This is a genomic window from Streptomyces sp. NRRL B-24085, from assembly GCF_001282115.1.
In the GTDB taxonomy this organism is placed as follows: domain Bacteria; phylum Actinomycetota; class Actinomycetes; order Streptomycetales; family Streptomycetaceae; genus Streptomyces.
The window spans coordinates 1-13,735 of record NZ_LJBR01000057.1 but is presented as its reverse complement, the minus strand read 5'-3'; the positions used below and the strand labels follow the sequence as shown (position 1 = coordinate 13,735).

Below are 13,735 nucleotides of genomic sequence, written 5' to 3'. Positions count from 1 at the left end.
ACCGGGGTAGACTTGCGTCGCCCGTCTGGAGGAGCGTCCGAGGACTGCGTCCTTCCTGGTCCTGCCTGGTCGTACGGCCGCAACAGCGAGGGGGTGGACGTCATGTCGGTTCGCCCCGCCCGTATCCAGGACGTCGCGGCCGCCGCCGGCGTCTCGGTCTCCACGGTGTCGAACGTCCTGAACCGACCCGAGCGGGTCAACGCACGCACCGCGGCCCGGGTCCGCGACGCGGTCGCCGCCCTCGACTACGTCCCCCATCCGGGAGCCGCCGGTCTGCGCACCGGGCACTCCTCGTCGATCGGCCTGGTGCTGCCGGACGTGGCCAACTCCTTCTACTCGCGCATCGCGCGCGGCGCCGCGGACGCGGCCTACGAGCACGGCTACTCCCTCGTCCTGTGCGACAGCGGGGACGCGCCGGAACGGGAGGAGGGCTACTTCACCATGCTGATCGAACAGCGGGCGGTCGGCGCCGTGGTGGTCCCGCTCAGCGCCGACCCCACCCGGCTGTCGAGGCTGCGCGAGCGCGGCATCCCGCTGGTGCTGGCGGACCGCGCGATGCCCGCCCAGGAGGGCTGCTCGGTCTCCGTGGACGACATCGCCGGCGGCCGCATGGCCGTGCAGCACCTCATGGACCGCGGGGCCCGGGACATCCTCGTCGTGAACGGCGAGCGCACCATCCGCCAGTGCGCCGACCGCTACCAGGGCGCCCGCCAGGCCGTGCGCACCCGGCGCGAGGCCCGTCTCGGCCAGGTCGTCGCCGAGGAGATGACGGTGGCGTACGGCAGCGCAATCGCGCACGGCCTCGACGAGCTGCCCGACGGCGTGTTCTGCACCAACGACTTCCTCGCGGCGGGCCTGTGCCGGGCACTGGGCGAGCGCGGGGTGAAGATCCCGGAGGACGTCCAGGTGGTCGGGTACGGCGACCTGGACATCGCGAGCTTCGTCGGCACCACCCTCACGACGGTCCGCCAGCCGGTCGAGGAGCTCGGCCGGGCGGCCGTCGAGATGCTCCTGGACGAGGTGGAGGCCCGCGCCGAACACACCCACGAGGCGCGGGTGTTCGCACCGGGGCTGGTCCTGCGGGACTCCACGCGGACGCCCTCAGACGCGCCGTTCTAGCGTCACCGGTCCCAGCAGTCCGGAGGGCAGCTGGGAGGGGAAGGCCCAGGCAGTCGGCGTGGCCTCGGCGAGGTAGGGGGCCAGGGTGTTGCGGACGGTCACCTCCAGGCGGACGGTACGCCCGGCGCTCCCGCGCAGCTCGAAGCGGTACGGCGCGCAGAACCCCTCGCCGACGGGTGCACCGTCGACGCGCACCTCGACGCTGCCGCGCACCCGCCCCAGGTCCAGCACCGGGTCGGACCCGGCCGGCACCGTGAGCGTCCGCGCGTAGGTCACGCCCCCGCTCCAGCCGCCCAGCCCCAGCGCGCCCCACTCCCCGAGCGGCAGGGGCGCCGGTACCGTGCACACCCGTACCGGTCCGCGCCAGGCGGAGCCGCCGCGCAGCACGGCTGTGGGAGCGGTGACGACTTCGCACTCGACGGCCTTGCCGAGGGGCCGGTCCAGCCTCAACTCGTCTCCGTCCAGCTCCAGTTCGGGGCCGTCGTCGACACTCACCCGGGCCGGGAGCTCCAGGGGCAGGTCGAGGGAGACGGTTCCCGCCGGCACGGTGAACCGGAAGCGCTGTCGCGCCTCCCGGACGTCGTCGGTGGACCGCAGGGGCAGCACGGCGGAGCCGAGCACCGGGTCTCCGGCCAGCCAGGCCGCCCCGGGCAGCGGATGCGGGCGTACCGCGGCGCCGCAGTGCTGCAACTCCCCCCAGCGGCCCTCGTGTTCGACGGCGACGCCCTGCCACTCCCCCGTCCGGGCCTCCCAACCGGGGCCGCTGACCAGGGCCGTCGTGTCCGCCACGAGGTCGACGTAGATCCCGTCCCGTGCGTCGGTGCTGTCGGCCACCAGGTCGAGGACGTGGTCGCCGCCGTCCAGTGTCAGTGCATGCCGGAAGAACATCGGTACCGCGCCCCAGTCGGACTCGTAGTACTCGGTCTTCTCCTGCCGGGCCACGACGGCTCCGTCCAGCAGGACGGTCACGCCCACCGCCGCGCCCACGACGAGGACGGCCGCCACCCCCGCGCCGGGGACGCCGATCCGGCCGCGGTAGGTCACGCCGCCGTCCGGTCGTACGCCGTCGGGCAGCCGCATGAACAGCGGGCGGGGCGCGAACCCGTCCGGGTGGGACAGGCAGAAGTAGCTGCCCAGCGGGGTGTCGGCGGCGCCCGAGATGGTCTGCGGCCGGTCCTGGGCGTCGGACAGCTCGTACTCCAGGACGTTGCGGGCCCGTTCGACCCGCACCCGGGCCGACGCCAGGTAGCCGCCGCCGGTCTCCAGCGGACTGCCGTTCCACCACACGCGCTTGACCGCCGCCGCGCCGACGTGCAGGTCGGCGGGTCCGCGGTGGCCGGTCTCCACGACGGTCCTGACCCGGGCGACCGTCCCGGACATGGGCACGGGGACGCGCACGAACTCCTCGGGGACCAGGCCCTTGTTGCCGAGCAGACCGTCCGGGTCGGGGATGCCGCGACTGGACGAGTAGAGGGAGACACCCCAGTCCGAGGGGGCCAACTCTCGTGCGCCCGAGAGGACTTGTGCGACGGCGACGCTGTCCAGGGGCGGCGGCGCCTGGTGGGCGGGAACGGGTGGCAGGACGCGGACGCGGTTGCCGTAGGTCGCCCGGGCCGGCTCCCAGGAGTCCCCGGTCTCGGTCCACCGCATGGTCCAGGTCTGCGGTTCCTCCAGGGTGGCCCCGGCGGGCAGGGCCAGGTCGCCCCAGGTGTTGTCCATGGTGGGAACGAGACGGCCCTCCCATCCACCCGACAGGTCGACGGTCTCCGTCGGCGCCGTGGGCGGCGGGGGCACGGCGGCCGCGGGCGGCCCCTCGCGCCATACTACGAGGACGGCGGGGGCACCCTCCAGGGGCACCTCGACGGTCGAGACGCCGTCGGTGACGGTGACCCGCCCCGGGCGGCGGGTGCCGGTCGCCGGGTTCCAGATCTCGGCCTCGGCGACCGGGGCCCGCACGGTGACGGTGGAGGTACGGGCGTAGCGCGCGGGGTCGATCTCGTGGCGGCCCTCCGGCGGATGCCTACGGGCGTCCGGGAACGCCCCCGTGACCAGCGCGACCGCGGAGTCGCCCTTCCTCCGGACCAGCAGCGGCACCTCCCCCGTCGCGTATCCGGCGGCGCCGGCCACCGCTGCCGCACCGGCCTCGGCGTCGGCCACCCGCTCCAGGCGCGGATGCTCCGCGAGCGCCGCCACCACGGAGTCGTCACCGGCGAGCCCGGCCGCCCGTTCCGGCGGGCGGCCGACGACCACGACGCGTCCTCCGGCGTCGAGGAGTTCCGTCAGCCTGCGGGCCGTCTCGTGCTCCAGGACGCTCGCGGAGGGCAGCAGGACCGCGGTGTACGCCAGGTCCCTGACGCGCAGGGCCCCGTCGCCGGCCTTGGCGCCCTGGACGGAGGCGTCGTCGATGACGTCGAAGGAGACGCGGTGGCGGTCGAGGGAACCGACGGCGGGCTGAAGCCAGTTGTTGGTGCCGCACAGCTCCAGGTAGTGGCGCTGGGTCTCGTCGACGTCGGCGTGGGCCGCGCCGAGGCGGCCGTCGCCGAAGTGCTGGACGGGGGCGTCCAGGGGAAGGAGCGCCTGCATGGTGGCGGTGGGGTGCAGGACCGCCACGTCGGCGCTGTACGTGCCCCAGGACAGGATCGAGCAGATCCGGGCGACGGCCCGGGAGAAGGCGGGGTACTGCCGCCAGTAGGGCTGGCGCCAGTCGGTGGACGGCGGCGCCCACTCGAACCAGCCGCCCGCGGTGCCGAAGTAACTGGCGTGCGGGTTGTAGAGGTTGGCGCCGCTGCGCAGGAACGGCAGCAGCCAGTCGTAGGTCTCCTCCAGGGTGCCGCCCCAGCCGGAGGAGTGGAACGACTCGATCCAGACCCTCTCGTGCCCGTAGAGGTGGGCCATGGAGGAGTGCACCTTGGCGTCGCCGTGGTGGTCGCTGCCGGCGGCGCTGTACCAGCGGTGGGTGCGGAAGTAGTCGGTGTAGAGCTGCGTGGACTGGGCCGGGTAGCCGGAGCGGGCGGGGTGGCTCTGGTCGCAGCCCAGCAGCAGGCCGCGCTCCTCGTGCCAGGCGGCCAGGGGGCGGAACAGGGCCTCCTCGGTGAGTTCGGCGCGGACGGCGTAGTAGTCGGCGCGGATCTTCCGGGCCCGGTCGGAGTCGTTCCCCGTGAAGAGGGCGGGCAGGTGGTCGAGGAGGTCGTAGCCGCGCCGGGTCCGGAACTCCTCGGGGAAGCGGGCGGTCCAGGAGTTGGTGGCGGGCAGTTCGTCCTGGAAGCTGCCCGCGATGACGTTGCCCAGGTGTTCGGGTACGCGGCGGTCGTACTCGCGGTGAATGGCGTCGAACAGGAGTCCGACGGCTGCGGGGTTCAGGTAGTCGAACGCCGTGGGGACGGCGAGGACCAGGCGGACCTCGGTGCCGTCCGGGGCGTCGACGTGCGCCGGGCCGGTGACCGGCAAGCGGGCGCCCGAGCCGTCGTACGCTCCCAGCAGTGTCTCGCCGCCGTGCAGGGCGACCGTGCCGCCCGAGACCGCCGCGCGGCGCGAGCGCAGGGCGCGGCCCGCCGCCTCGGGCCGGCGGCGGGTGATGCTCCCCTGGACGTTGGCGCCGGAGAAGCCGATCTGGTCGTAGAACCACAGGCGCGTGCCCAGGTCCCCGGCGATCTCGCAGGCGTCCTCGAAGCGGGCCCACCACTCCTCGCCGAACCACACCGGGTCGTCGGTCCGGGCGCCGAAGGTCGGGCCGGCCGGGGCCAGGTTGATCACCACGAGGTTGTGCACGCCGCCGTCCGCGAACCGGCGGAGCTGCCAGGCCAGGCGGTCACGGGTGACCTTCGCGCCGGACCACCACCACAGCGGGGTGGGGCCGAAGTCCCGGGGCGGGTCGTCGAAGAGCCGTTGCAGGGCTGGAGAGATCACGGATGGGTCCTTCCGACTACGGCCGGGACACTCTCACGGATCAAAAACGTTTTACGTCAGCCTCACCGTAGGACACCCCCACGGCCCTCACCAGAGCTGGGGGGCCGTCAGGTCGTTTCCACGGATGGCCGCATGACGTCTTGTTGGAACGTTTTTACCCTCCTATAGTCGCTGGACATCGGCCGAGAACAGCGACGTCCCCCTCCGCTCGGACCCTCTCTCCCCAGACGGAGCCGCATCATGGCCCGAACCTCGCCTGCCCCGAACCAGCCGGAACCGCCCATCGAGAAGCGCCTGTGGAAGGTCGCGACCCTCTCCGGCATGGCGTCCTACCTCGATGCCGCCCTCATCGTGAGCATCGGCGTCAACCTCGCCATCTACCGGGACGCCTACGACATGGGCGTCTGGATGGCCGGTGCGATCAGCGCGATCGTCACCATCTGCATCGCCGTCGGCTCCCTGGTCGGCGGGCGTCTCGCCGACGTCTTCGGCCGACGCCGTCTCTACAACCTCGACATCCTCTGTTACGCCGTCGGGGCGATCATCATCACGTTGGCGCCCGACGACATCACCCTTCTGGTGGGCGTCCTGCTCGCCGGTCTCGCGGCCGGCGCCGACCTGCCGACGTCCCTGGCAGTGGTGTCGGACGCCGCCCCCGACCACGCCCGAGGACGGCTGATCGCGTTCACGCAGGTCATGTGGATGCTGGGCATCATCGTCGTGGTCTTCGCCGGTTTCGCCCTGTCGGACACCGGCATGCTCGGGGCCCGTCTCATCACCGCCCATCTGGCGGTGGCCGCGTTGCTCACCTGGCATCTGCGCTCCCGGCTGGAACTGGCCGCCGGGCCGGACCCGGAGCAGGACCGGGTCCCGGTGGAGAAGCCGGCCGAGCAGCAGGGCGTGGCACTGAAGAACGTCTGGACCCGCGCCGCGCTGGTCCCCATGCTCGCCACCTTCGCCTTCTACGTCACCTGGGGCCTGGGCGCCAACACGATGGGCCAGTTCACGACGTATCTGCTGGTCACCGTCAGCGGTGCCTCGCAGAGCGTGGCCACCGGCATCAACCTGGCCTGTCTGCCGATCGGCCTGCTGCTGACGCTCGCCTTCGTGCGGATCGCCGACGGGCCACGGCGCGACCGGATGTTCTACGTCGCCACGGTCGTCCAGATCGCCGCCTTCGCGATCGGCACGCTCACCCTGGGCGCCATCGTCGGCTTCCTCGTCTTCTACGTCCTCTACCAGCTCTCCTATCCCTTCGCGGGCGAGGCCAACTACAAGGTGTGGTCGCAGCTCACGCTGCCCGCCGACACCCGGGGCACCACGCAGGGGATCACCTACGCCGTCTCACGCGGGGTCTTCGCGGGCGTCGCGTTCGTCACGCCCGCCCTGCTCGACCGGAGCCCCAGCCTGCTGCTCTGGGTGATCACCGGCTGCATGGCGCTGTCGGCGCTGGCGGGCCTGTACATCGTCCGCGTCCTCGTCCCCCGCGCGTCCCCGGCCGCCACCGCTCCGGCGGACCTCAAGGTCGCGCAGACCTGAACCGAATCCCGAAGGAGCGCCGACCATGGCGACGACCGAAGCCACCACGACGTACGCCGGTGAACGGGAGGCCGGACTGGCCGAGTTGCTGCCGCCCGTGACCCGGCGCCGGCCGCGGATCGGGCTGGTCTCCGGCGGACTCGGCACGTACTGGCCGCAGTTCCCGGGGCTGCTGCCCCAGTTGAAGGAGTCGGCGGCCTATGTCGCGGACCGGCTCGGGCAGTTGGACGCGGAGGTGACGGACGCCGGGTTCGTCTCCGACGCGCAGGAGGGCGCGGCCGCCGCCGAGCGACTGCGGCAGGCGGACTGCGATCTGATCGTGCTGTTCCTGACGACCTATCTGACCTCGTCGATGGTGCTGCCGGTCGCGCAGCGCACCAACACCCCCGTGCTGGTGGTCGACCTCCAGCCGTCCGAACGGATGGACCACGCCTCCTTCGACACCGGCGACTGGCTGGCGTACTGCTCGCAGTGCTCGGTCCCGGAGGTCGGCAACGTCTTCCGCCGGGCCGGGATCCCCTTCCGGTCGGTGTCCGGGTGGCTGCGGCAGGAGTCGGCGTGGCGGCGCATCGAGCGGTGGGTGCGGGCCGCGCACGTCCGGGCCGCGCTCCGGCACGCCCGGCACGGGCTCATGGGGCACGTGTATCCCGGGATGCTGGACGTGCAGACCGATCCCACCCTGCTGTCGGCGACGTTCGGCTCCCACGTCGAGGTGCTGGAGTTCGACGATCTGCGGCACCGGGTGGAGAAGGTGACGGAGGCGGAGACCCGGGAGCGGGTGGAACTCGCCCGGCGGATCTTCACCGTCGACGAGAGCGTGGTCGACGAGGACTTCGCGTGGGGCGCGACGGTGTCGGTGGCGCTCGACCGGCTGGTGGAGGACTTCGGCCTCGACACCCTCGCGTACTACCACCGGGGGCTCGACGGCGAGCAGCACGAGCGGCTCGGCGCCGGCATGATCCTGGGTGCCTCACTGCTGACCGCGCGGGGCGTCCCCGCGGCCGGCGAGTTCGAACTGCGCACCAGCCTGGCCCAGTTGGCCTCGCAGAGCGTCGGCGCGGGGGGCTCCTTCACGGAGATTCAGGCGCTGAACTTCGAGGACGGGGTGGTGGAGATGGGCCACGACGGTCCGGCCCACCTCGCGCTGAGTGCCCGCGATCCGCTGCTGCGCGGCCTCGGCGTCTATCACGGCAAGCGCGGCTGGGGCGTCAGCGTGGAGTTCGACGTCCGGCACGGTCCCGTGACCCTGCTGGGCCTCGGTCAGGACGCCGACGGCAGCCTGTCGTTCATCACGTCGCAGGGCACCGTCGTGCCGGGTCCGCTGCTGGAGATCGGCAACACCACCAGCAGGGTCGACTTCGGCCGGGATCCCGGTGAATGGGTCGACGCGTGGAGCGCGACGGGGGTCGGGCACCACTGGTCGCTGGCGGTGGGTCACCACGGCGCCGACTTCGGGGCCGCGGCGAGTCTGCTGGGGATCGAGCACCGGGAGGTGTGATCCGGGTTCTTCGCGGAACGGGCCGGTTCCGGGGTCTGCAGCCCCCGGGCCGGCCGCCGGGCCGTCAGGCTCAGCCGAACTGGCCGACCACGTAGTCGCCGGCCGGCTGCCGGGTCATGACGTTGAGCCGGTTGAAGGCGTTGATGACGGCGATCAGGGAGACCAGGGCGAGGAGCTGCTCCTCGTCGTAGTGCTTGGCCGCGTTCTCCCAGACCTCGTCCGGCACGCCGGTCCCGTCGGCGAGGCGGGTGCCCTGCTCCGCCAGCTCCAGCGCGGCCCGCTCGGCCTCGGTGAAGACCTTGGCCTCACGCCACGCGGCGACCATGTGGAGGCGCTGAGCGGTCTCGCCCGCGGCGGCCGCCTCCTTGGTGTGCATGTCGAGGCAGAACCCGCAGCCGTTGATCTGGCTGGCGCGGATCTTCACCAGTTCCTGGGTCGTCATCGGCAGTCCCGAGTCCGTGACCACCTTGCCCGCGGCGGCGAAGTGCTTCAGCAGCTTGCCGGCCAGCGGGCTGGTGAAGACGTTGAGTCGGGCTTCCATGGTGTGCTCCTTCGGCCGTTGTCGATGGCTACACACCTATGACCGAACAGCACGGCCGTTTCTGACACGTTCCGATGTGACCTGCGTCTCCCCGCACTTCAGCCGCCGTACGCCTGCTTCCAGCGGGTCCGGTGCCGGGCGTCGCCCTGACCGCGGCCGTTGACGCCGGCCAGTGACAGCAGGGAGGCCCCGCTGTTCCACAGGCCGAGGAGGTCGCGGTGCACGGCGAGGATGCCGTGCTCCACCGCGAACCTCTCGGAGGGGCCGGTGAAGCGGGAGGTCGTCACGAACACGGCCACGTCGGCGCGGAAGTGCACGCGGGCGCCCAGCAGATCACGCAGTTCGCGGTTCGGGACGGCCCTGTTGGGCGCGTACCGCTTGCACTGGACGACCATGGTCCGGCCGTCCGGCAGCCGTCCGAGGACGTCGGCGCCGTTGTCGCCCGCGCCGCCCACCCGCCGGACCTCGGTGCACCCGTCCCGCCGGCACAGTCCCGCGACGAGTTCCTCGAACTCGGTGCCCGTCATGACATCCACCTCGGCGAGGGTCCGCCTGCCCGCCGCCACCGCGTCCTGCTGGCGCCAACGGCGGTCCCGGCCGCGCAGCAGCCTGTCCGTGCGCCACAGCCGCCATCCGATCGTCGCCGCGGCACCGACCAGCAGGAAGCCCGTCAGGTACGGCCACACACGCGTCCAGAACGCCACCAGGAGGACCAGCGCCACCGCGCCGGCTCCCGCGCCCCACCCGATCCTCCGCGCCCGCCTCCTGCGAGCGGCCGTACCCCGTCGACGCCTGGCCACGTCGGCCTCCCCCCGGTGTCCCTGTCCAGAAGTCTGGGCAGTTCAGGGAGGCGCTGGTAGGGCGCGAGTCGGCCATGTCCGAAGGGTTGCCGTGGACACCGGCCGGCCGCGGTACCGAAGGGCACCGCGGCCGGCCGGGGCTGTGGGCGGGATCAGCCCTGGACGGGCCGGCCGCGGCCCCAGGCCCAGGCGAGGCGGTCCGCGCCGGACTGGTTGGTGGTCTCCAGCCACGGGCGGTCGGCGGGACCGACGAGTTTCTGCACCGAGTAGGTGTCGTCGGTGCGCAGGCCCGGCCAGTACACGGAGCCCATCTTCAGCTCGCGGAAGGTGTCGGTGACGGCCTGGATGAAGTTGACGTAGTTGTCGTCCGGGGTCTTCACGTTGTAGTTCAGGCCGGTCGTCATCGGCGCGCCGAACTCGTCCGCCACGGTCCGGTTCGCGCAGTCGCCGATGCGGACCTTCAGGTCGGCCACCCACTGGTCGTAGGTGGCGTACGACTTCCAGAAGCCGTAGTGGTGCAGGGACAGGTAGGTGCCCTTCAGGCGCGGGTCGGCGCACACCGTGGTGACGTGGTCGTTGTAGCCGGCGCCGCTGACGAAGACCCGGTTGCGCGGCACCGACCTGTAGGTGTCCAGCCACTTCGCGGCGATGTCGGCCCACTCGGTGTCGGTGTAGCCGTGCGGCTCGTTCATCGGCTCGAAGTAGACCCGCGAGTTGCCCTTGTACGCCTTGACGACGGTGTTCCACATCGGCCAGTAGGTGGCCTCGTCGTCGATGAAGCCGTCCTTGCGGTCGCCGGTGCCCTCCCAGTAGGACACGATGACCTTGAATCCGTGGGCGGTCGCGGCGTCGATGACGCCCCGGTACGACTTCCAGTAGGAGCCGTTGACGGTGTACGGGTTGATCGGCAGCCGGACCGTGTTGGCACCGAGGTTGGCGCGGAACGCCGAGATGATGCGGCTCGCCTTGGTGTACGTCTGCGCGTAGGTGTCGGAGGTCGACAGGCCCGACAGCTGGAGCTCGTCGTCGGCGAAGTTGTCGCGCGGGTCGGCCCAGTTGACCCCCCTGAACTGGGTCGTGTCGGTGGTCGGCGCGGCGGAGGCGGGGCTGCCGGTGAGAGTGGCACCGCTGATCGCGGCGAGCGCGACGGCGATGAGGGAGGCACGCAGCATCGGGGCGCGACGGGGGCTGACGGGGGTCTTGCGCATCGACCAAACCCTTTCGGAACGACAGCATGTTTACGTAAACATGGCGGCGCCGGAATCGTGGCATCCGCCTCGGCGACCGTCAAGGTTCCGCACACGTACCATCCGGTGCGACACGCAACACGTTCGTGTGCGCACGGAGGAGGCAGCAGTGGTGGAGCGGGGAGGTTCCGGTGTCCCCGGAGGCCGGCGCAAGCAGCGCGTGTCCATGGCGGACGTCGCCAAGCGCGCGGGCGTCTCCTCGCAGACCGTCTCGCGCGTCTCCAACGGCCACCCCGGGGTGGTCAGTTCGACGCGCGAGCAGGTCCTGGCGGCGATGCGGGAGCTCGGTTACCGGCCCAACAGTGCCGCCCGGGCCCTGCGGTACGGCCAGTTCAACACCATCGGCGTGATCCTGTTCAGCCTCTCCTCCACGGGCAACAGCCGCACGGTGGAGGCGATCGCCACGCACGCGGCGGCGGAGGGGTACGCGATCACCCTGATCCCCATCGACGTCCCGACGCAGGACAACGTCCTGGGCGCCTTCACCCGCATGGGCGAGCTGGCCGTCGACGCGGTCATCGTCATCATGGAGGTCCACCTCCTCGACACCGGTACCGTGCAGCTGCCGCCCGGGGTGCATGTCGTCGTGGTGGACTCCGACGCCGGCGACCGCTACAGCGTGGTCGACACCGACCAGGCGGACGGCGCCCGGCAGGCCGTACGGCATCTGCTCGACCTGGGCCACCGGACCGTGTGGCACGTCACCGGACCGCAGGCCTCCTTCGCGGGGCAGCGGCGGGCCCAGGCGTGGCGTGCGGTGCTCGAGGAGGCCGGGCGGCCGGTGCCGCCCGCGCTGTACGGGGACTGGTCCGCCGAGTCCGGTTACGCGGCCGGACTCGCGCTCGCCGAACCGCCGGACTGCACGGCCGTGTTCGCCGCCAACGACCAGATGGCGCTCGGGCTGCTGCGCGCGTTCCACGAGCGGGGGCTGTCCGTGCCGCACGACGTCAGCGTGGTCGGTTTCGACGACATCCCCGACGCCGCGTACTTCGTACCGCCGCTCACCACCGTCCACCAGGACTTCGCGGAGGTGGGCCACCGCTGCGTCCAGAAGGTGCTCCAGCAGATCCGCGCGGGCGAGGGCGGACGCCCCGGCACCGACCTCGTCCCGACGCGGCTGGTGGTGCGGGGAAGCACAGCGGGGCCGCGGGGGTGAGGCGGCCGCGCGTCCGACGGGCGTGGGCATGCTCGGAGAACGGCCGAACGACAGGAGAGAACGCCAGTGATCGTGTGGGTCAACGGGGCCTTCGGCAGCGGGAAGACCACGCTCGTGGAGGAACTGCGGCCGCGGTGGCCCTAGGCGCCCGCTCCTGGTCCTCATGGCGCTGGTCGACCCGGGCTACCTGGACGAGATCTTCGGCGCCCTGAAGGCCGCGGACATCACCGTGCACCACTTCTTCCTCAAGGTCGCCCGAGGTCCTGGTGAGGCGGATCGACACCCTGCCCTCGGACACCGTGTTCCTCGACGGCGGGGCCACCCCTCGGGAACTGGCCGGCCAGGTGCTCGCCCACGTCGGTTGACCTTGTCCCAAGGGGAGGCCGCAGCATCGGGCCATGGTGCGAGGGAAACGGCTGTTGGTGGATGCCGGGCCGCTGCGGGTGGGCGGGTTCCGGCGGTTGTGGACGGCGGGGATCGTGTCCGCGCTGGGGGCCCAACTCACGGCGGTCGTCGTGCCGTTGCAGATCTACCAGGTCTCCGGATCGTCGGCCGCCGTGGGTCTGGCAGGGCTGGTCGGTCTGGCCCCGATGGCCGCGGCGGCTCTGTGGGGCGGGGCGCTCGCCGACGTACGGGACCGGCGGCGGGTGCTGTTGACGACCACGGCCGGCATCGGGGTGACGTCCCTGCTGCTGTGGGCGCAGGCGTGGGCGGATCTGCGGTCGGTGGGGGTGCTGCTCGTGCTGGTGGGTGTCCAGCAGGCCCTGTTCGGCGCCAACTCCACGGTGAGCAGGGCGGTGACCCCGCGTCTGGTACGGCCCGAACTGCTGCCCGCCGCCAACGCGTTGCAGTCGGTGGTGCTCCTGTCGGCCGGGATCGCCGGACCGCTGCTGGCCGGTGCCCTGCTGCCGGTCGTCGGGAGCGCGACGCTGTACCTGGCGGACGCCGTCGCCGTCTGCGCGACGGTGTGGGCGGTGTGGCGGCTGCCCGCACTTCCCGCGGTCGGCGGCGGTGAGCGGCGGCAGGACTCGGTGCTGCGGCAGATCGCGGACGGCGTACGGTTCGTGACGCGGCGTCAGGTGCTGCTGGCGGTCTATCTCGTCGACTTCGCCGCCCTGTCCCTCGGGCTGCCCACGGCGCTCTTCCCGCAACTGGCTGCCAGGACCTTCCACCCGTCGGACATCGGGGTGCTGTACGCGGCCGTCTCAGCCGGTGGTGTGCTGGCGGGGCTGTTCTCCGGGGCCTTCACCCGCGTCCGGCGTCTCGGTGCGGCGGTGGCGGTGTCGGCCGGGGTGTGGGGCCTGGCGGTGGCGGGGTTCGGCTCGGCCCGCTCACTGCTCGCCGCGGTGGCGTGGCTGCTGGCGGCCGGGGGTGCGCTCCTCGCGCTGGGCGTCTTCCGCAAGACGGTGCTGCAGACGGCCGTGCCCGACGGGATGCGCGGCCGGCTCCAGGGGATCGACACGGTGGTGGCCGTCGGAGGACCACGGCTGGGTGACCTCCTGCACGGCACGGCCGGCGCCGCCCTCGGGGTCACGTGGACCGTGACGGGCGGCGGCGCCCTGACCGTCCTGGCGGCGCTCGCGTCCCTCCTGTTCTGTCCGCGGCTCCGGCACCATCGGGCACCGGACGGGGTCGGGGAGGAGGCGCCCGGCGTACGGCCGTCCGTCTGCCCCCGTCCCCGGCAACGGGCGCGGTAGGGGTCGGACGTCGGAGTCGACGTGCAGCACTTCTGAGACGTCGAGCGCGCGGGAAGGCCGATGCCGCCGCGGGCGACGGGCGGGCCCGGAGGTGGGGGGGCGGCCGCACGCCGGGCGAAGGACCCGTTGTCGCCGGGGAGAGACCCCGGCCGCGGTGGCGGCCGCGGTCGAGGTCTTCGTCGCCCGGGAGGGGCCGCTGCCCCGATCCCGAGCTGGGTGCTGCCGGGAGGCC

9 protein-coding genes and 1 pseudogene are annotated in these 13,735 nt (G+C 72.5%); 6 read left to right on the top strand and 4 right to left on the bottom strand.

Annotated features, from left to right (window positions below; all coding sequences use genetic code 11):
- The first annotated feature begins 93 nt into the window (after positions 1–93).
- Complete coding sequence (locus tag AOJ26_RS08480; protein WP_053847581.1) at positions 94–1,119, top strand: LacI family DNA-binding transcriptional regulator; 1,026 nt, start codon at positions 94–96, stop codon at positions 1,117–1,119.
- On the opposite strand, the gene AOJ26_RS08475 is transcribed toward AOJ26_RS08480, so the two are convergent.
- Positions 1,102–5,025, bottom strand: coding sequence for a glycosyl hydrolase (locus AOJ26_RS08475; RefSeq protein WP_053847580.1), 3,924 nt, complete (start codon positions 5,023–5,025; stop codon positions 1,102–1,104). The genes AOJ26_RS08480 and AOJ26_RS08475 overlap by 18 nt on opposite strands.
- Positions 5,026–5,265: 240 nt before the next feature.
- Between AOJ26_RS08475 and AOJ26_RS08470 the strand changes: the two genes are divergently transcribed.
- Positions 5,266–6,564: an MFS transporter gene (locus AOJ26_RS08470; protein WP_053847579.1), complete on the top strand. Its 1,299-nt coding sequence runs from the start codon at positions 5,266–5,268 to the stop codon at positions 6,562–6,564.
- 25 nt (positions 6,565–6,589) lie between these two features.
- The gene (locus AOJ26_RS08465; RefSeq protein WP_053847578.1) at positions 6,590–8,062 is read left to right on the top strand and encodes an L-fucose/L-arabinose isomerase family protein; all 1,473 of its coding nucleotides are present in this window, start codon (positions 6,590–6,592) and stop codon (positions 8,060–8,062) included.
- A gap of 70 nt (positions 8,063–8,132) precedes the next feature.
- Here the strand turns inward: AOJ26_RS08465 and AOJ26_RS08460 are convergent, their stop codons facing one another.
- The 3 genes from AOJ26_RS08460 to AOJ26_RS08450 all read right to left on the bottom strand — a co-directional run bounded on the left by AOJ26_RS08460 (position 8,133) and on the right by AOJ26_RS08450 (position 10,611).
- Positions 8,133–8,603 (bottom strand): carboxymuconolactone decarboxylase family protein, encoded by a 471-nt coding sequence (locus AOJ26_RS08460; RefSeq protein WP_053847577.1) that lies wholly within the window; start codon positions 8,601–8,603, stop codon positions 8,133–8,135.
- Positions 8,604–8,701: 98 nt separating this feature from the next.
- Positions 8,702–9,325: a restriction endonuclease gene (locus AOJ26_RS08455; RefSeq protein WP_078959804.1), complete on the bottom strand. Its 624-nt coding sequence runs from the start codon at positions 9,323–9,325 to the stop codon at positions 8,702–8,704.
- Between the two features lie 230 nt (positions 9,326–9,555).
- Positions 9,556–10,611 (bottom strand): glycoside hydrolase family 5 protein, encoded by a 1,056-nt coding sequence (locus tag AOJ26_RS08450; RefSeq protein WP_053847576.1) that lies wholly within the window; start codon positions 10,609–10,611, stop codon positions 9,556–9,558.
- A gap of 148 nt (positions 10,612–10,759) precedes the next feature.
- On the opposite strand from AOJ26_RS08450, the gene AOJ26_RS08445 reads away from it, so the two are divergent.
- The 3 genes and pseudogenes from AOJ26_RS08445 (at position 10,760) to AOJ26_RS08440 (ending at position 13,503) form a co-directional block, all read left to right on the top strand.
- The gene (locus AOJ26_RS08445) at positions 10,760–11,806 is read left to right on the top strand and encodes a LacI family DNA-binding transcriptional regulator (protein WP_053847575.1); all 1,047 of its coding nucleotides are present in this window, start codon (positions 10,760–10,762) and stop codon (positions 11,804–11,806) included.
- Between the two features lie 66 nt (positions 11,807–11,872).
- A pseudogene (locus tag AOJ26_RS45190) lies at positions 11,873–12,171 on the top strand (hypothetical protein).
- A gap of 33 nt (positions 12,172–12,204) precedes the next feature.
- A complete protein-coding gene (locus AOJ26_RS08440) occupies positions 12,205–13,503 on the top strand; it encodes an MFS transporter (RefSeq protein WP_053847574.1) in 1,299 nt (432 codons plus the stop codon).
- Positions 13,504–13,735: the final 232 nt, after the last annotated feature.